Raw genomic sequence first — 18,973 nt, 5'->3', positions numbered from 1 at the left:
GCATGGATCCAGCCTTTCTGTTCCCATCGCCTCAAGGTGTGGAGACACACCCCAAAATAATCCGCCGCTTCTCTCGGTTTTACATACCTAGCCATGCCAAGCAGCCATACTGAACATACTGTACATTATTTTCAGTATAGTCCAGCGTATCATTGACTAGAGTCATGCTCCCGCTCTCAAGAGATCGGCTACTGTGAAGCGGACGGCTAGCCCGCCGAGACCAGGAATCGGGAGAAGGGGGTTGCTGTTGGGGGATGCGGGGAACTAGGGTGAAGCGGAACCGGCAGTCCTGCACCGTCGGATCCCTTGGTGTGTGTGAGGTTAAGCCCTATGGTTAGCCAGCCTTTGAACGCAGGTCTTGATCGTCCCAAAAGCCCTCGTCGCCACAGACAGCCTTCTGCTCTGAGCCGACCCCTCTCCGGTACAGTTCAGGCCAGCCGCACCCAGCCTTTGAATTTGAAGTTGAAATCAGCCCATCCTCGCAGCCAGCATCTTGCTTGGGCAGAACACCTAGCCTGGTGGAAGCAAATCTCCACAGGGATGGCTATCCTCTCCGGCGTTTCAGTGTTGAGCCTTTACAGTTGGACTGTGCATACCCAAAGCCGGTGGAGCCAGCGTTACCAGGTGTGGCAGCAGATGCAGCGCAACGAACGACAGTTTCTGCTGACTCAAGAATCCATTGCCAATTCTCTCCGGGAAATCGCCGACCGCTCCGAAATGGTGCCGCTGGTACCGGATCGGATGATCGAGGTGCCAATTGCCTCTCCCAGCCAAGTTGAGCCGGATCCAGCCCACCAGGCAACGGCTTTGCCAGAAAGAGCGCTCCGCGCCGCTCACGCGACCGAAAAAGCCCCTCTTTTCTATCCGGTTGGGTACTAATTCATACGGATCCCGCCCATGACGGCTAGGCCAGCGTCCCCATCTTGCTTTCCCAAAAGCTGTGGGTCTTGTGAAGTCTCAGCGTATCTGATACATTTACGCTGAACACTGCTGAACATCACTGTTCAACTATGCAGCGATAGCATTCTGTTTGTTTCCAAACAGAATGGCGGTATCCCGCAAAGCTTTGAGTAGAATACCCAAAGCGCAGTTTCCGTGTCGTCTTACTACCAATTTTCTGCTTTGCTTTGGCTACCATGTTGGCAGACTCGAAAGTAAACAGAAAGATCAACTGGTAGTAATCCGTACTGAACATATTATACATTATTTTCAGTATAGTTGAGCTTATTATTGACTAGAGTCATGCTCTGTTCTCTAAAAGGCTAAGGGATCCTTGGGCCTCAGGATCTGGAATAGTAGTGGGCTACTCTTTAACTGCTTACAAAGCAAAGAAGAAGTCTGGCCCAGGTTTTCTAAGTTGGTGGGATGTGGCCCATCCAAAGCCCTGGGATTGCCGTTGGGATCCCGTTCACCCCTGGGGATGACATCCCCCCTGGCAGGATAGGAACTCCAGAGCAGGGGATGTATGATGCCTAGCACGGCTTTTTCGGAGCAATCGCAGAGAAAGCTGTACCGACAGGTTGTCCTGGGGATCAGCCAGGGCATGTAAAGGGGAAAGTCCGGTGCAAATCCGGCGCTGTGCCGCAACTGTGATGGGCTTGGGCTAGACCCATGCCCTCAGTCAGGATGCCCGCCTGCGGTTCTGGCTCGTCTTTCTTCCGCGTCGCACGGAATCAGGAGCTTCAAGAAAGAAAATGAATCCCATTCTAGGTCTCAGCCTGGCGCTGGGGGGCTTTGTTTTGGGGATCCCAGCGTGGGCGCAGCCGGCGGCCTCTTCACCTTCAGCTCAAGAGGTGTTGGAAACCGGTGTTAGCGCCGAGATTTTAAATCAACCCGTCACCACACCTTTTCGCCGTCCTGGTTTGCTGCGGGATTCTTCCCGCCCGGTTTACGTCATTACCCGCCAGCAAATTCGAGAGCAAGGGGCAAGAACGGTTCAGGAGGCCCTGCGCTACCTGCCCGGGATCCTCAGCGACGGCACGGCAGGAACCCAGTTGGGAGCCCTTAGCTCCCAGTTTATGCGGGGAGGACGAACGGCCCAGGTGTTGGTGCTCTTGGATGGCCGCCCCATTAACGACCTGGGCTTTTTTGGCGGGTTCGATCTGTCTCAGATCACTACAGATGTGGTCGAGCGTATTGAGATCTCTCCAGGTGGGGGCTCCACTTTGTACGGATCCGACGCTGTTGGCGGGGTCATCAACATCGTGACGCTGGATCCAAAGCCGGGATCCGAGACCGTGCTGGAAGCGGCTATCGGCAGCTACGGCCTCAACGAGCAAGGGATCCAGAACCGCGGCCAAGCGCAGGATCTGGGCTGGGTGGTCAGCTATCGCCGTCTGCAGAGCAACAACGACTTTCCCTTTGAAATTAGGCGTTTGGGCAAAGCAGGCAGGCGGGAAAACTCGGCGGTGGAGTACCACAACCTACAAGCCAAACTCACCTGGCAACTGGCAGAAGGCCAGGTCCTAACCGGAAATGCCCTTTATCTCAATAAAGCGTTTCAGGTGCCTGGCAGCACCGAGTTTCCCTCCCCCGATGCAGTGCAAAACACCAACGACCTGCTGTTAGATCTCAGTTGGCTGTGGGATCAAGAGAGGGGATCCCTGCAAGCCAGGGTATTTTTTGACGACCTCAACTATCGCTTCAGCGCCCCACAAAGCCAGGGATCCCGGGATGAGATCCTGCGAACGGGGTGGGGATCCCAACTGCAATACACCTGGAAGGCTGCTGAAAACCTGGAGCTTACTCTAGGAGCGGATTACCGATCCATTTCAGCTCGCAACACCACCTTCTCCTTTGCCAGGGGATCCACCAATGTCAACTACGACAATACCGTGAACCAAGGGGCCCTCTTTGCCCGCCTGGATTACAAGCCACAGCCCAACTTTTATCTCAACTTAGGTGTTCGCCAAGATTCGAGCAATCTGGTCAACGGTTCGGCCACCTCTCCTGCCGCAGGGATCCGCTGGGTTTTGGCAGAAGGCACCACCCTGAGGGCCAATTATGCCGGCAGCTTTCGCACCCCCTTGATCTCAAACTTATTCTTTCGTTTGCGGGGCTTTTTTGAGGTAGATGGGAACCCCAATTTGCGCCCGGAGCGGGGAGAGAGTTTTGACATTGGCCTGGATCAGGCTCTGGGAGATTTTGGCCTACTGCGCTTGACCTTTGCCCATAACCGCATCCGCGATGGCATTACCTTTGTCAGCACCGGCCCGCGCAGGGGAACCTACGAAAACATTGAGCTCGTGGAATACACGGGCTTGGAAGCAGCCCTGGATTTGCGATTGGGGGAAAACTGGACTCTTTTTGCCAACTACACCCTGAACGATCCCATCATCCGCTCGGCGCTGGATCCCAAAGAGGTTGGCAAACAGCTAGCCTTCGTGGGAGCAGACAGCTTCAACCTGGGCCTGAGCTACCGCGATGCAGAGGATCGGTATGCCTCAGTTTTCCTGCATCACATTGGCACTTTCTTTACCAACAACGCCAATACCCAATCTCTGCCCGGCTACACCAACCTGGCTCTGCGGGGAGGGATCCCAGTAGCAGAAAATCTCGCTCTCGAGGTGGGAGTCGATAACCTGCTGGATGAGCAATATGAGGTTTTCCCCGGCTACCCCGGAGTGGGTCGCACCGTTCGGCTTAATTTAAGGGGCCAATTTTAGAGCGACTTGAGGCTGACTTTTAGCTGTCTAACTCACTGCTGAATCCTTGGCCAAGACATTGAGATCGTCTTTGCCTCTTCTCACACCCTTTGCTTGGACAGAAACCTATGACTATATCAAGGAGCACCATGTCTCGATCAACTTCCCAGTTGCCCATCCAAGCTGGCAGCGCTGCTCAGCAACCCAGCAGCCATTGTCTTTGGGTTTGTGTCACTTGCGGATCTCGGTGGGTTAACGGCCAAAAAGAAGGGATTAGCAAGGGAGAAATGCTGCTGTCTGCCCTGCAATCTCAAACCCTCAATCCTCAACTGACCCTGAAGCCGGTTGCCTGTATGAGCGGCTGCAGCCATGCTTGTGTCGTTGCGTTGGCAGCACCTCAAAAGATGACCTATGTTTTTGGAGATCTCGATCCAAAAGATGTGGATCTCATTCTGCAGACAGCAGAGCTCTACCTCACCAAGCCAGATGGGATCCTACCCTGGGCCGAGCGCCCTCTCAAAAAAGGGGTGATTGCTCGTATTCCACCACTGCACTGAGGAGCTTTCTCATGGCCACTTTTACCCCCTGGATAACCCCTCTCCATCAAACTTGGCAGGAAGTTTCTTTAACGGGTTGGACAACCCTTTATGAAGGGATCCCTGCCCACATCGACTGCTTGGGGCCGTTGCTCTACGAGCTGTTTCAAGAGCACTGGGCCGAGATCCAGGTGGGCCATGTGGCGGAAGGCGGGGTGCTGGAGCTGGCTTTTAAGAAACCTCCAGCTTTGTGCGTGCTCTACGATGGCTATCTAACCGTTGCCACCGAAACTTGGCACCTGCATTTGTGCCTGGAGGAGCACCAAGGCGGCCCCCATCGCAAGACCCCACCCGAGCTGCGCCGCAAAAGATTGGTTAGCCGTGCTGCTCTCTACCGGCGCCTCAATCCCCAAGGTCAGCCCCGCATGTGGGGGATCCAATTCTGGAATGGAGCAGAAGAGTCTTTGCTGCAGATTTTTCTGCCCAGCCCCTTTTTGGGGCCAGAGGAAGACTACCTGCCGGAAGGCAAAGCAGATTACCAAAAGCTTTCTCTTTACGAGCGCATCCGCGCCATCTATGTGCAGGGGAAAGAGCAGATCCCCTATGAGGATAACCCTCTTAAACGTCCCTACCTTGCTGTTTGTCGTTCCAGCCGTTGTTATCCTTCCCGCAACTACCAACCGGTTGTGGAAGCTCTGGAATCAGCTCTTCGAGAAGCCAACCTGGACGTACAGGTTATCACCTCAGGCTGCTTGGAAGTTTGCCAACAGGGGCCCGTGGTTTTTTACTCCGGAGATTGCACCTGGTACAAGCGGGTTACTCCCCAAGTAGCTCGGCAAATTGTTTTTGAGCATTTGCTTAATAGCTGTCCTCTGAAAGACCACCTTTTTCCAGGAGATTAAAGCATGATTGGCCTGCAATCGAGTGCTCAACCTATCCCCAGATCTTGCCGCTTGATCTCAGCCCCACTTTGGATACAAGCTGCTCAAGATTTGGCCCAAGGCTGGTTCTGGCCCAGCTTGTTTACCACCGTCGGCTGCCTCAGCAATATTGCTTATACATGTACCCTTCCCTTTGTAACTGTTGGTATTGTTGCGGGCACAACTTTAACCCGCCAAAGGGCAGCCATTAGTGCTTTGATGATTTGGCTGGCCAACCAAATCTTTGGCTACACCTGGCACAACTATCCCCGCACTCCCGATTCGTTTGCCTGGGGGTTGGTGCTGGGGATCGGCACGGTGGGGGTTGCTCTTGCTGCCAGCTATCGCCCTTTGTTTTTCCAGTCCAAGACCCTTCGACCAAGGCAACTGCTGCTGAACTATCTCTGGATCCCGGCCATGCTCATCTTGGGGTTTCTGGCTTTTGAAGGGCTGATTTTGGCCGCCGGCCTGGTTTTGGGGGGAACGGAGGGCCTGACCCTGCCCATTCTGGGCAAAATCTGGCTGCACAACTGGCTGTGGACAGGACTTTGGATCGGGATCCACGCGCTGCTGGTGTGGGATAGAGGACACCGCCGGCTGTGGCTGGGAGAGGGGAAACTTCGGTAAGCCGCTCCCGTACAAGCTCTTCCCATCCCGTCAGCGGTGCGGAGTACCTTTGCAGTGATCTAGAGCATCCCCAAGAGGGATCCAGGCCAAAATAGGGGCGACCTATGTGGGAGGGGATCCCTTTGCAACTCAGTCGCGTTAACAGTGAGGAGCATTCCTGCCATCCTCTGCTCTTGGCTTCCCAACGCCTCTTGCTGTTCAGCGGCAAGGGAGGAGTGGGCAAAACAACCTTGACCTGCGCGCTGGCTCGCCAACTGGCCCAGGTGGATCCCCAGCGCCGTCTGCTCCTGATGTCCACAGATCCCGCCCACTCGTTGGGGGACGTGCTGCAAATCTCGGTTACGGATGTGGCCCAACCCTTGCCGGATCGCCCCAATTTACAGGTGCGGGCTTTGCAGGCGGAGATTTTGCTGCGGTCTTTTCGGCAAACCTATGGGCCGGCCCTGGAGCTCATTGCCGAGCGGGGCAGTTGGTTTGGCCGAGAGGATCTGCTGCCGATCTGGGATTTAGCCTGGCCGGGGGTGGATGAGCTGATGGCCATTCTGGAGGTCAACCGGCTGCTGGCGAGGGAGGAGGTGGATACGGTCATCCTGGATACGGCCCCCACCGGGCACACCCTGCGGCTGTTGGAGCTGCCCGACTTTTTGGATAATCTGCTGGCCGTGTTTGCCACCTTTCAGGCCAAGCACCGGGAAATCGCCCAAGCCCTGACAGGCACCTATCGACCGGATGAGGCGGATGCATTTTTAGCCCAGTTGCAGAGGGAACTGGAGGGGGGCAAAGCCCGCTTGACCACTCCGGAGAGCACTTCTGCTTGGCTGGTGATGATCCCGGAGCAGTTGAGCGTGGCGGAAACCCGCCGCTTTTGTCAGCAACTGCAAAGCCGCCGCGTGCCCATCGGCGGCCTTCTGGTCAATCAGGTGCTGTTTCTAGGAGAAAATACCAGTCAATCCTCACTGCCCACCGCTCTCCCCTCTTCCCTCTACTTGGCGCGGCAGCAAGAACAGGGGCGCGTGCTCAAAGCCCTGCAGGAGGAGCTGCCCGGATATCCTATCTGGATCTGTCCCTATCAACTGCAGGAGCCAATTGGGTTAGCAGCCCTAGATGGGCTGGTGCAGCAGCTTCGCCCCTTGCAAGAGGTGCTGCTGCAGTTGGAAGGGATCCCAGAGCAAAAAGCAGAGAGCCAAGAGAAGAGAAAGTCTCTCTTCTCCACCCTCTTCCCTTCCTTCAGGGGGATCCCGTCCCTACCGGATTTTTTGACCCAAGGGATCCGACTGGTGTTGGTGGGGGGCAAAGGGGGTGTGGGCAAGACGACGGTGGCCGGGGCCCTGGCTTGGAACTTGGCCAAGCGCCATCCCGACAAGCAGCTGTTGCTGGTCTCCATCGATCCGGCTCACTCGCTGGGGGATCTGTTTCAGACGAAACTGGGTCAGGATCCCATTCCCCTGCTGCCCAACCTGCTGGGGCAGGAGGTCGATGCGGCGGCGGTGCTGGAGCAATTCCGGCAGGATTATCTGGAGGAGGTGGCGGCCATCTTGGCGGGGGAGGGGACGGCAGGGGTGGAAGTCCAATACGACCCGCAGGCGTGGCGGCAACTGCTGCAGATGCCCCCACCCGGCCTGGATGAGGTGATGGCCCTGTTGAGTGTTCTCCGACAGGAGACGAGCGGGCAGTTCGACCTGGTGGTGCTGGACACGGCTCCCACAGGCCATCTCTTGCGGTTTCTGCAGATGCCCCAGGCTCTGGAGGGCTGGGTAAGCTTGGCCCTGAAGCTGTGGCTGAAATATCGGGATGTGGTGGGCAGGCCGGAATGGGCGCAGCGGATGCGGGAGCTTTTGGCCCAGGTGCGGCAGCTTCGGCAGCAGCTCCAGGATCCCCAGTTTGTTACCTTTATCCCCGTCTTTAACCCCGAGCAAGCAGTTCTGGCGGAAACCGAGCGTCTCTTGGCGGAATTGGATGCTTTGGGGATCCCTCATCCCTACGCCGTTCTCAATCGGGTGTGGTTAGAGGATTCTACCCCCTTTGGAGAGGCCCTCCGCCGTCGTCACCAGACTCTTCTGGCCCAGCTCCCCCAGCCATTTTCCCAGCAGGCCATCTTGACCATCCCCTTCCTACATCCTCCCAGCTTGGAGAATATCGGCTCCTACTTATTGGCTCCTCAGGAGCCCTAACCTAGGGGTAGACCTTGCTCACCCAAAGCGTTATGGATCCCCATCTGGAAGAACGCGCCCGCGAGCTGCGCACCCTGCTGCAGAAGGCCAGCATTGCCTACTATGTCCACGATGCTCCCATCCTGGAAGACAGCGTTTACGACCGCCTCTACCGCGAGCTGCAAGAGCTGGAGCGGGCTTACCCTGAACTGGTCACCCCCGATAGCCCTACTCAGCGGGTGGGAGAAAAACCTGCAGAGCATTTTCCCACCGTCTTCCACCGCATCCCCCTCTACAGCTTGGAAAACGCTTTCAACCCAGAAGAACTGGAGGAGTGGCAAGAGCGCCTGCTGCGAGTTTTGGGCCGTGCCCCTGTTCCCGACAGCAGGACAGAGGGAGAGCTGGAGTATGTCTGTGAGCTGAAGATTGATGGCGCCGCCTTGGCCCTAACCTACATCGAGGGTCTTTTGGAGCGGGGTGCTACTCGGGGGGACGGACAGGCCGGAGAGGACATCACCCCCAACGTGCGCGCCATTCGTTCGATTCCCCTGCGGCTGGCGACAGCAGATCCGCCTCCCGTTTTGGAGGTGCGGGGGGAAGTCTATCTGGCCCTAGCCGAGTTCGAGCGGATTAACCGGGAGCGTTGCTCCGCCGGGGATCCCCCCTTTGCCAACCCGCGCAACTGTGCTGCCGGTACCCTGCGGCAGTTGGATAGCCGCGTTGTGGCTGCCCGCAAGCTCAGCTTCTTCGCCTACGCCCTCCACTGGCCGGAGGGATGGCCTGCCGGGGATCCCCCGCAAACCCAGTGGCAGTGTCTGCAGCAGCTCAAGGAATTGGGATTTCCAGTCAACCCCCTTTCCCAGGTCTGTCGGGGCTTGGGAGAAGTGATCCAATTTTATGAGCGATGGCGGGGTGCCCAGCTCCCCTACGCCAGCGACGGGGTGGTGGTGAAATTGAACTCCTTGCGGCTGCAGGAGGAGGCCGGCTTTACGCAAAAATTTCCCCGCTGGGCCATTGCCCTCAAATACCCTGCCCAGGAAGTCCCCACCCGCATCCGCGCCATCGTGGCCAGCGTGGGCCGTACCGGCGCCGTCACTCCAGTGGCAGAGCTGGAGCCGGTTCCTTTGGCCGGCACCCTTGTCAGCCGCGCCAGCCTGCACAATGCCGATCGCCTGCGGGAGCTGGACGTGCACATTGGCGATACTGCCATCGTGCGCAAAGCCGGGGAGATCATCCCGGAGGTGGTCGGGATCCTGAAGGAATTGCGCCCTGCCGATGCCGTTCCCTACAGCCTGCCCAGCCAGTGCCCCGAATGCCACGCCCCTTTGGTTCGTCCCCCTGGCGAAGCCGTGACCCGCTGCCCCAACCCCGAGTGCCCGGCCAAGCTGCGGGGCCAATTGCAGCACTGGGCCAGCCGTGATGCTTTGGATATCGAAGGCTTAGGGGAAAAGCGGGCAGCCCAATTGGTGGAGAGCTTGGGGGTGCGCACCGTAGCCGATCTCTACCGCCTCACCCCAGAGCAGTTGCAGGGCTTGGAGGGGATGGGATCCCGCTCCAGCCAAAAGCTGGTGCAAGCCATTCAGCGCTCTCGTCAACAGCCCTGGGAACGAGTGCTCTACGGGCTGGGGATCCCCCATGTGGGGGTGGTCACCGCCCAGATTTTGGCCGGCCATTTTCCCACCCCTGAGCTTTTGGCCCAAGCCAGCGCAGAAACCATCGCCCAGATCTATGGGATAGGCGCGGAAGTGGCGGAAGCGGTGGTGGCCTGGTTTGCCGAGCCGGCCCATCGTCGCCTGTTGCAGGAGTTGCAGGCGCTAGGGATCCCCGCTCTTCCTCAGCAGGAGAACCCTGCCGTCTCCCAGATCTTGGCCGGGAAAAAATTCGTAATCACCGGCACCTTGCCCACCCTCTCCCGCCAGCAGGCCAAGGCTTGGATTGAGAGTCGGGGGGGCAAAGTCACCGCCAGCGTCAGCCGCCAAACCGACTACGTGGTGGTGGGCTCTGACCCCGGCTCCAAGCTGGAGCAAGCCCAACAACTGGGGATCCCCCTGCTGACCGAGGCTGAGCTGTTGGCGCTGGATCCCACCGGCGAATCCGGTGATCTGCATCCTTGACAGGGTGGATCCCGGAAAAACTTGGGTAGGGTGGGTTGTCTTAGCGGCAGGGATGATTTATGATTCAACCTTAGTGAGGAGTGGACGCCAAATAGGGGGAAGCGAACGCAACACGGACAGTTCCTTCCCCTTTTTGGTTACAAAAAGGCGCGATTACTCCCAAAAGTATCCAACTTAGCTGAAAGATTCCTTTGCCTCCGATGACTGCCTTTGCCAGTGCCAGGTGAGTTCAACTATGATGGGATCAGCGGAGACGCATGTTTCCGTTCACTCCTCACACCATCTTCCGCTCGGCGTCAAGTCGGGCGGTTTTTCTATAAATCCGTCCAAAGGGAGGTATGACCATTCCCGGTAGCAGCGAAACGGCTCATTGCCTTCCTGTGAGACACTTAGGAAGCAGCCTGAGTAGCGCAGAGCGCCGGAGAAGTGTGTCTCCAGTCTTTCCGGTTGATCCCCAGGCGAATCTCTTGGTGCCCCGTCCCCTGGGAGCTCCGGGAATAAACCCTACGAGCCCAGTAGAGATGCTAGACTAATAGACCAGTGAGATTTCACCCACTTCGGCCTCACTACGCTTTCGCAGCCGATTTGCGACACGTTTTGATTGGAAGGTTCAGTTTTTTTCTGGCTTTTGCCGGATAGGATAGCCAAGAGCAAGCAGCAACGAGGATCCCATGGCCAAATATGACTCCCATCTGAAGTGCTCCTTCTGCAACAAGTCACAGGATCAAGTGCGTAAGTTGATTGCGGGGCCGGGGGTCTACATCTGTGACGAGTGCGTGGAGCTCTGCAACGAGATTTTGGATGAGGAACTCTACGACGGCAACACTCCTCCTGCTGCCGCCCCTGCCGGCGGCCGGCGTGAAGCTCCTAAAAAATCCTCCCGCAGCCTGCCTTCTTTGGCGCAGTTGCCCAAGCCACAGGAGATCATGCGCTATCTCGACCAATATGTGATTGGCCAAGAAAAAGCTAAGAAGGTTTTGTCGGTGGCGGTTTACAACCACTACAAGCGTCTGGCTGCCAAGGCCAACCCCGGTAGCGTCGGAGTTTCGGAACTGGATGAGGTGGAGCTACAGAAGTCCAACATTTTGATCATTGGCCCCACTGGCTCCGGCAAAACCCTGCTGGCGGAAACCCTGGCTCGCATGTTGGATGTGCCTTTTGCGGTTGCAGATGCTACCACCCTTACGGAAGCTGGCTATGTGGGCGAGGATGTGGAAAACATCCTGTTGCGCCTGCTGCAGGTGGCGGACATGGACGTAGAAGAGGCCCAGCGCGGCATCATCTACATCGACGAAATCGACAAAATTGCCCGCAAAAGCGAGAACCCCTCCATTACCCGCGATGTCTCCGGCGAGGGGGTGCAGCAGGCTTTGTTGAAGATGCTGGAAGGGACAATAGCCAACGTGCCTCCCCAGGGAGGGCGCAAGCACCCCTATCAAGACTGCATTCAAATCGACACTTCCAACATCCTCTTCATTTGCGGGGGGGCTTTTGTTGGCCTGGAAAAAGTAATCGAGCAGCGCATTGGCAAGAAATCGATGGGCTTTATCAAGCCAGGGGAGCAATTGTCGGTTAGCCGCGAGCAACGTATGGCCAATGCCCTCAAGGCTTTGGAGCCTGAAGACTTGATCAAGTACGGCATGATTCCCGAATTCACGGGGCGGCTCCCAGTAGTGGCGACTTTGGATCCGCTGGATGAGAAGGCGCTGGAGGCGATCCTGACGCAGCCCAAAAACGCCATTCTCAAGCAGGCGCAGAAGCTGTTGCGCATGGACGGGGTGGAACTGGAGTTTGAACCTGCCGCCATTGCTGCCATTGCCAAAGAGGCTTATCGCCGCAAGACCGGGGCTCGCGCCCTGCGGGCCATTGTGGAAGAGCTAATGCTGGATGTGATGTACGAGGCACCCTCCCGCCGCGACCTAAAGCACATCCGCATCACCGCAGAGATGGTGGAGCGCCGTTCCACCCGCGAGCTGATTCCTCACCCCTCTACGCTGCCCAAGCCTGAGTCGGCCTAGAGTCGCGGCCCTTCCGATCCCTGCTGGATGAACTTATGATCTGTTCTTGAAAGAGGGGGCAGGAGATCCTATGGCAGGGACTGCGTTCCGCTGGCGCGAACGACAGCGGGTGGATCGTGAATATGCGGTAATTGGTCTGGGGCGCTTTGGTTCTAGCTTGGCTCTCACCTTGATGGAGCGAGGGCACAATGTCTTGGGGATCGACCGCAGCCGTGAGATCGTGCAGCGCCTGGCGGATCAGCTGACGCAGGTGGTGGCACTCGATTCCAGCGATGAAGATGCGCTGCGAGCGGTGGATATCCTCTCCTTCGACACGGTGGTGGTGGCCATTGGCAGCGATTTTGAGAGCAATTTGCTGACGACGGTGGCCCTGAAAAGTTTGGGGGTGCGCAATGTGGTCTGTAAGGCGTCGACCGAGCGGCAACGCTCTATTCTCCTGCGAGTGGGGGCAGATCGGGTGGTGTTGCCGGAGCAAGAGGCAGGGCGCCGTTTGGCTCAGGTGTTGACAGCACCGGGGATCCTAGATCAGCTAGAGCTGGAGCCGGGCTACAGCATTACGGAATTACAGGTGCCGGAGGCGTTGGTGGGCCATACGCTGGCGGAGTCGGATCTGCGTCGCCGCTTCGGCATCACGGTGCTGGTGGTGAAGCGAAAGCAATCGCTGGTGGTCTCTCCCCCCGCAGACTACCTGCTGGAAAAGGGGGATTTGCTGGTGGTTCTGGGGGCCAATACCAACATCTCGCGGCTGAATGAAATGTAGGGAGGGCTCCGATGAGAGAGGGCTCCGTCCCGCTTCCGCCAGAGGAGGGCTCTGAGCGCTTGGTTCCACTGGTACCATCCCGCGCCCGCCACCTGCCGACACCGGGCTCGGCGTTGTCTCAGTCTTCTAGGGCCTTCGGGAATCGTCTGCAGTGGTTTTTTGGGGGGGACAGGCGTCGCCCGCTGCCGCCGCCATTGCGGCTAGTCACAGGGTTGGGGCTCTTGGCAGTGGTGGGAACTTTGGTGCTCATGTTGCCGGGGATCGGGCGTGGGGATCCCTTGAGCTGGAATGAGGCGCTGTTTACGGCCATGTCGGCCCTGAGCGTGACGGGGCTCTCGACGATTGTGGCGGCGGAGGATCTCACCCTGTTGGGCCAGATTGTGCTGCTGATCCTGATTCAGATTGGCGGGGTGGGCTTCATGGTGTTGGCGGTGGTGGTGTTTCAATTGATCGGGCGGCGCATTTCCCTCCTCAATCGCTTGGCGCTGTGCAATTCGCTGGGTCTAATCGATCCGGGGGCGATCTTGGAATTGACTCGGCGGGTGCTGCTGGGGGTCACCCTCATTGAGTTGGGGGGGGCTTTGCTGCTCTGGGTGCATTGGCGGGATCTCTATGGGCCGGAGCGGGCGGTTTTTCTGGCTATTTTTCACGCGGTGTCGGCCTTTTGTAATGCAGGATTTGACCTGTTTGGCCGGGAAGGGATCCCTACAGACGGTCTGTCGCTGGCGATTTTGGCCGGTCTGATTTTTATCGGCGGTTTGGGCATCCCAGTTTTGTCGGATTTGTTAACCTGGCCACGGGGCCACCGCCCCTCTCTGCACACCCGGATTACCCTGGGCGTGGTGGTGGTTTTACTCTGCACGGGCGGCATTGGCTTGTTTTTGGGAGAGAGCTTGCCCGGCGGATCCCTGCTGGAGGTAAGCTGGCCCCGCCGCTTGGGCCTGACGTTTTTTCAGTCGGTTTCTGCCCGAACGGCTGGGTTTGCCGGGCTCCCCATTGAGGATCTGACCCCGGCAAGCCAGTTGCTGCTGATGGCTCTCATGTTTATTGGGGCAGCCCCAGCTTCTATGGGGGGCGGCATGACCACCGGCACCTTGGCGGTGTTGGTGTTGGCCCTCTGGGGCTATGCCCGCGGTTTGCCCAGCGCTCAGATTGCCGGGCGCAGCTTGGATCCCTCCATGGTGCGCAAGGCGGCAGCGGTGTTAACGGTTTCTCTGTTTGTGGTATTGTTGGCGGCTTGGTTGATTTTGCTGACCCACAGTAACAGTAGGTTGGATCCGGTGTTGTTTGAGGTGATCTCCGCCTTCGCCACCTGCGGCCTCTCGACGGGCTTTACCGGGGAGCTCAACTGGTTTGGCCAACTGATCATTGTGCTGGTGATGTTCTGGGGCCGGTTGGGGGCATTGACGATTGTCTTGGCCTTGGCTCAACAACAGCCCCGCCCGTTGGTAACCTACCCTGAAGAGTCGATCCTAATCGGTTAGTCCAGAACTGAGGAGAGAGCAGCCTCCGTTAGACTGAGTAAGGGATCCCTTCGTCCCTCTCGTTACCGGGAGCCATCCGTGTCCAAGTTCCTTTTAATTGGTTCTACTGAGCCCTTCAGCGGTAAGTCGGCTGCCATCTTGGGTTTGGCCAAGCATCTGCAGCAGCAAGGGATAAAAGTCACCTATGGGAAGCCCATCGGTTCTTGCGAGCGGGAAGATTGCTCGCTGGAAGGGGGCGATCCGGATATGCGCTTTGTGGCGGAGTCTCTGCGGCTGACGATGGATCAAATGCCGCCGATGCTGCTCCGGCTCAACGAAGAGGCTTTGCTGGCTCAAATGAAGCGAGCTCCCGGGGATCCAGCTCCAGAGTGCCCGGTTGCCCCTCTGTTGGAGTTTGTCCAGCGCTCCCCTGCCGATTTGGTGCTGCTGGAAGGCCCAGCCGATCTTTACGAGGGGGAATTGTTTGGCCTGTCGCTGGCCAAGATGGCCCAAGCCCTGGATGCTCCGGTACTGCTGATCAGTCGCTACCATTCCTCCTTGGCTGTTGATTCTCTTCTCTTTGTCCATCGTCAACTGGGATCCCGCTTGGCAGGCGTGCTGCTGAACGATGTGCCACCTGACCAAATGCAACCGGCAAAAACGATCATTCGGCCTTTTTTGGAGGGACACGGGATCCCGGTGCTGGGGATTTTGCCCTCCCATCGCATTTTGCGCAGCATCAGCGTTGGGGAGTTGGTGCGGCAACTGGATGCCGAGGTGCTCTGCTGTCCGGATCGGATGGACCTGATGGTTGAAGACATTGCGGTAGGGGCGATGAACGTCAACTCGGCCTTGAAGTACTTCCGTAAGCTGGATCACAAGGCGGTGATCACCGGCGGAGACCGCACCGATATTCAACTGGCCGCCCTAGAAACTTCCACCCTCTGCCTGATCTTGACCGGCAAGCTCCCTCTGGATCCCCGCATTCAGTCTCGAGCAGAAGAGCTGGAAGTGCCGATCCTCTCGGTGGATCTGGACACCTTCACCACCATCAACCGCATCGAACGGGTTTTTGGGCAGATTCGCCTACACGAGGAGGTGAAAGTCCGCTGCATCCAAGAGCTAATGTCAGCGAATTTTGACTTTTCCCGTCTCTATGCTCATTTGGGCTTGACACAACCCCTAGTGTCGGCGGTAGGTGCATAAGAAAAGTTATTACTGGCTTCTCTATATTTGGTGTCTAAATAGATATTTCTTCGAGATTGAGCACTATATATATGATCAAGACGAAATAAGCTCAGTTTTGACGCGCTGGTCTCTAGTGTCTGATGCTTTCCAGTATCTGCAATGATTTCTGCAAAAAAACGCAGGGATCTCTCGCCGGTTTGGCCTACTCACCGAATTCGAGAGATATCATGCGAGTATTCATCACCTCAACACACCACTCCTCCCCCAGATTTTCTGGGGGTTTTTGTTCGTACTGTTTTTAACCTTGTGCGTCAGTGTCACGTACCTTGTGCGTCAGTGTCACGTAAGCTGATGTTGACGGGGTTTATGCTGCTAATAGTGTGAAACAAAGCTTTTCTGAAGCTGAATACACTAAACAGTGGTGCCGGCACGCCCTTCTGCAATAAGATGCAGTGTCTGTTGTCGAGCCGGGATCCCAAATGTTGCCGTTAGCGCCGGATGAGCACCATGGCCAAGGTTTCACGGATGCACAGCCGCAAAGGAGCGGGCCCCAGCCGTCTGGTTGCCTGCCCCCACAGTGGCATCTTCACCGACGGGGGATGTTCTCCCAATCCGGGGCCAGGGGGATGGGCCGTGGTGGTGGTTCAAGATGATCGGGTTGTGGAAGAGTTTTGGGGAGGGGATCCCGATAGCACCAGCAACCGCATGGAACTGACCGGCTTAATTCGGGCTTTGCGGTATTGCCGCCACACCCAGGGCAACGGCGTCGATACCATCTACAGCGACTCCCACCTTTGCGTACAGACCTACAACGACTGGATGGATCGCTGGGCAGCGCAGGGGTGGCGGCGGCGCACCGGGCCGGTGGAAAACTTGGATCTGGTTCAGGAACTGTATCAACTAAAGCAGCAGTGCCCTCAGGTGCAGGTGGTTTGGATCCAGGCTCACGAAGGGTTGCGCTGGAACGAGTACGTGGATGAGTTGGTCGCTCGCGCCCGGCCAAAGTAACAATTTCTACATATTCCGATGTATGAGGCTGCGATCACAGACAGGCTCTGAGTCCATCGCCTATCCTCAAGAGGACGGCTCGTCGCAGGTGTGATATGAAGACCCAACTTCAGTGCCGGTTTCGTCCTCTCTCCCTTACGTTGATGGCGGTGGGGGGCTCTTGGCTCCTGGGATCCTGCCAACTCAGAGGGCCACAGGTACAGTTGCCCGGCGATGTTCTGCCGGAAACCGCGCTGGTTCCCCAGTCGGCGCCCCTGGTGCTGACCTTTTCTACCCAACCGGAAGAATCTTTTCGCACTCACCCTGACCTTTTGGCCCAGTGGGAGAGCTGGACGGCAGAAGCTTTGGCTGAAACCGGCAAGGAGTTCTCTCGGGAAGAGATGCAAGCCTGGGCCGGCGAGCAATTCACGATGGCAGTGGTGATTCCCAATCTGGTGCCTGGAGCTGCCGAGCCGGTGCCCGGGATCCTGTTTGGAGCCAGCACCCGCAACGCCGATTTGTCCGGGCAATTCTTGGCCCAGGTGCGGCAACAGGCAGCAGCAGAAGGGGCCAACTTCGAGCAGCGCCAGGAGCAAGGGGTCACCTTGTATGTGCAAACCAACGGAGAGCCGGGCGAGCGATGGGTAACTGCTGAGTTTGGCAACCGCTTTGTGGCAGTGGCCAACGACCCAAGGGTGATGCAGCAGGCGATTGCTGTGTATCGCGGCGAAGCAGAGCCGATTGGCCGCTCCGAAAGTTTCCGCACCGCTGTTGGCGATCTGTATAAGAGCGGCACGCTGGCCTTTGCCTACTTCAACTTCCAGGCTTTGCAGGAGGATCCCGAATCTTTCAAAGACTGGATGCAGGATCTGGATCCGGCGACGCTGGGATCCCTGCAACCCCTGCGCTCTTTGGCCATGGCTGCCCACTGGCAGGAGCAGGGCCTGCGGCTGCGCATGTTGACCCAGACCGATCCGAAAACCCAGGTGCAGGGGGGGTGGCAAACGGCTCGCGGCGAACTCATTCAGCGGCTGCCCGGCAATGCCTTGGCGGTGCTGACCACCCAGCAGATTGCCCAGCGCTGGCAAGCCGTTATGCCTGAGCTGGAAAAAGATCCGCCGGTCAAGGAGTCGTTAGAGGAGCTGCGGGCTGAGTTTCGCGCCAATACCCGTTTGGACTTGGAAAAAGATCTGCTGGCTTGGATGGATGGGGAGATGGCCCTGCTGGTGGCACCGGATGCCCAGGCCCATCCCCTGTTGCAGGGCATGGGAGCAGCCTTGGTGATCGAGACCAGCCAAAAAGACAAGGCCAACGCGGCCCTGACTCAGTTGGATCGGCTGGCCCAAGAATCGGGAGTAGGGGTAACGGAGGCGGGTGGACAGGTGACGTGGGCGGATCCCTTGTTTAACCGCCCGCTTTTGACCCGCGCCTGGGAAGGCAACTATTTGATCGTGACCAGCAGCACGGCGGCGCTGCAAACCCTCGCCCAACGCCAGGGCAATTTGCTTCCCCAAACCGAGCCGCTGAAAACCCTCTACGATCAGTTGCCCAAGCCCAACTACGGCTACTTTTTGCTGAATTGGCAAGGGATCCGAACAGTGCTGGAGGCCACACTACCGGGTGGTTTGGCAGGCTTGGAGCCGGAGGCCCGTGAGCTGCTGACCCGCATCGATGGGCTGGGGATTACCAGCTACCCTGCCGGGGATCACGCCTTTGGGGTGGAGCTGCTGGTCACCGTGCCGCCCAAGCCACAGCCGTAAGCTCTTTCCCCCCTCTCCCTTGGGGAGAGGGGCTGGGGGTGAGAGCTACAGCCGAATCAAGCCATAGGTGAGAGCATAGCGCACCAGCTCGGTGCGGCTGTTGGTGCCTGTCTTGTTCAGCAGGCGGGTGACGTATTTTTCCACGTTGCGCACGCTGGTTTGCAGCTGCTTGGCAATCTCCTTGTTCATCAGCCCTTCTGCCACCTTCTCCAACACCTGTTGTTCCCGCGGCGTCAGCTCTACCTTGATGGGTGGGGGCAGGGGGGTGGGGGCAGAGGTCTGGGCAGGCGTGGCTGTGGCAAGGGTGCGCTCCGACAGCAGGGCGCGAATCGAGGCCAGCTCGCGGGCCACCACCTCCGAAGGGCTGGCAGCGCGGGATCGCTCAATGAGATTGGAGACGATGGCCACCAGCTCCTCCGGATCGAAGGGCTTGGGCAAATAGGCATCGACACCGGCCCGGTAACCCTGGATGCGGTCGGCGGTCATCCCCTTGGCGGTGAGGAACACCACCGGCAGATGGCTGTAGGGCTCGAGTTTTCGCAGTTGGGCCAAAAATTGATAGCCATCCATGCCCGGCATCATGATGTCGGAGATGATCAACTGAGGCTGGGCCGTGCTGAGCAGTTGCAGAGCCTGCTGGGCGTTGGCCGCCGGGATCACCTCAAAGCCGCTGTCCTCGAGGTAGGCTTGCACCGCTTCCCGTAAGCCGGGTTCATCATCTACTAGCAGAATGCGGGCTGCTGGACTGGCAGCAGGGGGTTCGGGTTTGGCTGGGGGAGAAGAGGCCATCTGCAGCTCCTGGGTAG

General features: G+C 58.0%; 14 protein-coding genes, 1 pseudogene and 1 riboswitch. Of the genes and pseudogenes, 13 read left to right on the top strand and 2 right to left on the bottom strand.

Annotated elements, in window-relative coordinates; translation table 11 throughout:
* Positions 1 to 95: pseudogene (locus ACVWVQ_RS10885) on the bottom strand (IS607 family transposase); the annotation flags it as partial.
* Between the two features lie 235 nt (positions 96 to 330).
* Between ACVWVQ_RS10885 and ACVWVQ_RS10880 the strand changes: the two are divergent.
* The 13 genes from ACVWVQ_RS10880 to ACVWVQ_RS10820 all read left to right on the top strand — a co-directional run bounded on the left by ACVWVQ_RS10880 (position 331) and on the right by ACVWVQ_RS10820 (position 18,167).
* Positions 331 to 879: a hypothetical protein gene (locus ACVWVQ_RS10880; RefSeq protein WP_457411169.1), complete on the top strand. Its 549-nt coding sequence runs from the start codon at positions 331 to 333 to the stop codon at positions 877 to 879.
* 620 nt (positions 880 to 1,499) lie between these two features.
* Positions 1,500 to 1,652, top strand: a riboswitch (cobalamin riboswitch).
* Positions 1,653 to 1,694: 42 nt separating this feature from the next.
* Positions 1,695 to 3,665 carry a TonB-dependent receptor plug domain-containing protein gene (locus tag ACVWVQ_RS10875; RefSeq protein WP_457508430.1) on the top strand — a complete coding sequence of 657 codons (1,971 nt, stop codon included), beginning with the start codon at positions 1,695 to 1,697 and terminating at the stop codon, positions 3,663 to 3,665.
* Positions 3,666 to 3,793: 128 nt separating this feature from the next.
* Complete coding sequence (locus ACVWVQ_RS10870) at positions 3,794 to 4,201, top strand: DUF1636 domain-containing protein (protein WP_041436418.1); 408 nt, start codon at positions 3,794 to 3,796, stop codon at positions 4,199 to 4,201.
* Between the two features lie 11 nt (positions 4,202 to 4,212).
* Positions 4,213 to 5,082, top strand: coding sequence for a (2Fe-2S) ferredoxin domain-containing protein (locus ACVWVQ_RS10865; RefSeq protein WP_457508428.1), 870 nt, complete (start codon positions 4,213 to 4,215; stop codon positions 5,080 to 5,082).
* A gap of 51 nt (positions 5,083 to 5,133) precedes the next feature.
* Positions 5,134 to 5,727: a hypothetical protein gene (locus tag ACVWVQ_RS10860; protein WP_457508426.1), complete on the top strand. Its 594-nt coding sequence runs from the start codon at positions 5,134 to 5,136 to the stop codon at positions 5,725 to 5,727.
* Positions 5,728 to 5,831: 104 nt separating this feature from the next.
* On the top strand, positions 5,832 to 7,898 hold the full coding sequence (locus ACVWVQ_RS10855; RefSeq protein WP_457508425.1) for an ArsA family ATPase: 2,067 nt from the start codon (positions 5,832 to 5,834) through the stop codon (positions 7,896 to 7,898).
* Positions 7,899 to 7,930: 32 nt separating this feature from the next.
* Positions 7,931 to 9,991, top strand: coding sequence for an NAD-dependent DNA ligase LigA (gene ligA, locus ACVWVQ_RS10850; RefSeq protein ID WP_457508434.1), 2,061 nt, complete (start codon positions 7,931 to 7,933; stop codon positions 9,989 to 9,991).
* A 671-nt stretch (positions 9,992 to 10,662) separates the two neighbouring features.
* Complete coding sequence (clpX, locus tag ACVWVQ_RS10845) at positions 10,663 to 12,009, top strand: ATP-dependent protease ATP-binding subunit ClpX (RefSeq protein ID WP_414343692.1); 1,347 nt, start codon at positions 10,663 to 10,665, stop codon at positions 12,007 to 12,009.
* 70 nt (positions 12,010 to 12,079) lie between these two features.
* Positions 12,080 to 12,769, top strand: coding sequence for a potassium channel family protein (locus ACVWVQ_RS10840; RefSeq protein WP_414329043.1), 690 nt, complete (start codon positions 12,080 to 12,082; stop codon positions 12,767 to 12,769).
* Between the two features lie 11 nt (positions 12,770 to 12,780).
* Positions 12,781 to 14,253 carry a TrkH family potassium uptake protein gene (locus ACVWVQ_RS10835; RefSeq protein ID WP_457508423.1) on the top strand — a complete coding sequence of 491 codons (1,473 nt, stop codon included), beginning with the start codon at positions 12,781 to 12,783 and terminating at the stop codon, positions 14,251 to 14,253.
* Between the two features lie 78 nt (positions 14,254 to 14,331).
* On the top strand, positions 14,332 to 15,438 hold the full coding sequence (locus ACVWVQ_RS10830) for a phosphotransacetylase family protein (RefSeq protein ID WP_414343695.1): 1,107 nt from the start codon (positions 14,332 to 14,334) through the stop codon (positions 15,436 to 15,438).
* 489 nt (positions 15,439 to 15,927) lie between these two features.
* A complete protein-coding gene (locus ACVWVQ_RS10825) occupies positions 15,928 to 16,428 on the top strand; it encodes a ribonuclease H family protein (protein ID WP_457508421.1) in 501 nt (166 codons plus the stop codon).
* A gap of 95 nt (positions 16,429 to 16,523) precedes the next feature.
* The gene (locus ACVWVQ_RS10820; RefSeq protein WP_457508419.1) at positions 16,524 to 18,167 is read left to right on the top strand and encodes a DUF3352 domain-containing protein; all 1,644 of its coding nucleotides are present in this window, start codon (positions 16,524 to 16,526) and stop codon (positions 18,165 to 18,167) included.
* 45 nt (positions 18,168 to 18,212) lie between these two features.
* Here ACVWVQ_RS10820 and ACVWVQ_RS10815 read toward each other — a convergent pair whose 3' ends face one another.
* Positions 18,213 to 18,956 carry a response regulator transcription factor gene (locus ACVWVQ_RS10815; RefSeq protein ID WP_457508432.1) on the bottom strand — a complete coding sequence of 248 codons (744 nt, stop codon included), beginning with the start codon at positions 18,954 to 18,956 and terminating at the stop codon, positions 18,213 to 18,215.
* Positions 18,957 to 18,973 lie beyond the last annotated feature (17 nt).

This window comes from Thermostichus sp. MS-CIW-36 (assembly GCF_054059035.1).
This window is presented reverse-complemented; position numbering and strand designations above follow the sequence as displayed.

Excerpts from the sequence above, each read along its gene's own strand:
- ACVWVQ_RS10840 (WP_414329043.1), top strand. The coding sequence starts at position 12,080 with ATGGCAGGGACTGCGTTCCGCTGGCGCGAACGACAGCGGGTGGATCGT.
- clpX (WP_414343692.1), top strand. The coding sequence starts at position 10,663 with ATGGCCAAATATGACTCCCATCTGAAGTGCTCCTTCTGCAACAAGTCA.
- ligA (WP_457508434.1), top strand. The coding sequence starts at position 7,931 with ATGGATCCCCATCTGGAAGAACGCGCCCGCGAGCTGCGCACCCTGCTG.
- ACVWVQ_RS10875 (WP_457508430.1), top strand. The coding sequence starts at position 1,695 with ATGAATCCCATTCTAGGTCTCAGCCTGGCGCTGGGGGGCTTTGTTTTG.
- ACVWVQ_RS10825 (WP_457508421.1), top strand. The coding sequence starts at position 15,928 with ATGGCCAAGGTTTCACGGATGCACAGCCGCAAAGGAGCGGGCCCCAGC.
- ACVWVQ_RS10880 (WP_457411169.1), top strand. The coding sequence starts at position 331 with ATGGTTAGCCAGCCTTTGAACGCAGGTCTTGATCGTCCCAAAAGCCCT.
- ACVWVQ_RS10855 (WP_457508425.1), top strand. The coding sequence starts at position 5,832 with ATGTGGGAGGGGATCCCTTTGCAACTCAGTCGCGTTAACAGTGAGGAG.
- ACVWVQ_RS10815 (WP_457508432.1), bottom strand. The coding sequence starts at position 18,956 with ATGGCCTCTTCTCCCCCAGCCAAACCCGAACCCCCTGCTGCCAGTCCA.
- ACVWVQ_RS10835 (WP_457508423.1), top strand. The coding sequence starts at position 12,781 with ATGAGAGAGGGCTCCGTCCCGCTTCCGCCAGAGGAGGGCTCTGAGCGC.
- ACVWVQ_RS10870 (WP_041436418.1), top strand. The coding sequence starts at position 3,794 with ATGTCTCGATCAACTTCCCAGTTGCCCATCCAAGCTGGCAGCGCTGCT.
- ACVWVQ_RS10820 (WP_457508419.1), top strand. The coding sequence starts at position 16,524 with ATGAAGACCCAACTTCAGTGCCGGTTTCGTCCTCTCTCCCTTACGTTG.
- ACVWVQ_RS10865 (WP_457508428.1), top strand. The coding sequence starts at position 4,213 with ATGGCCACTTTTACCCCCTGGATAACCCCTCTCCATCAAACTTGGCAG.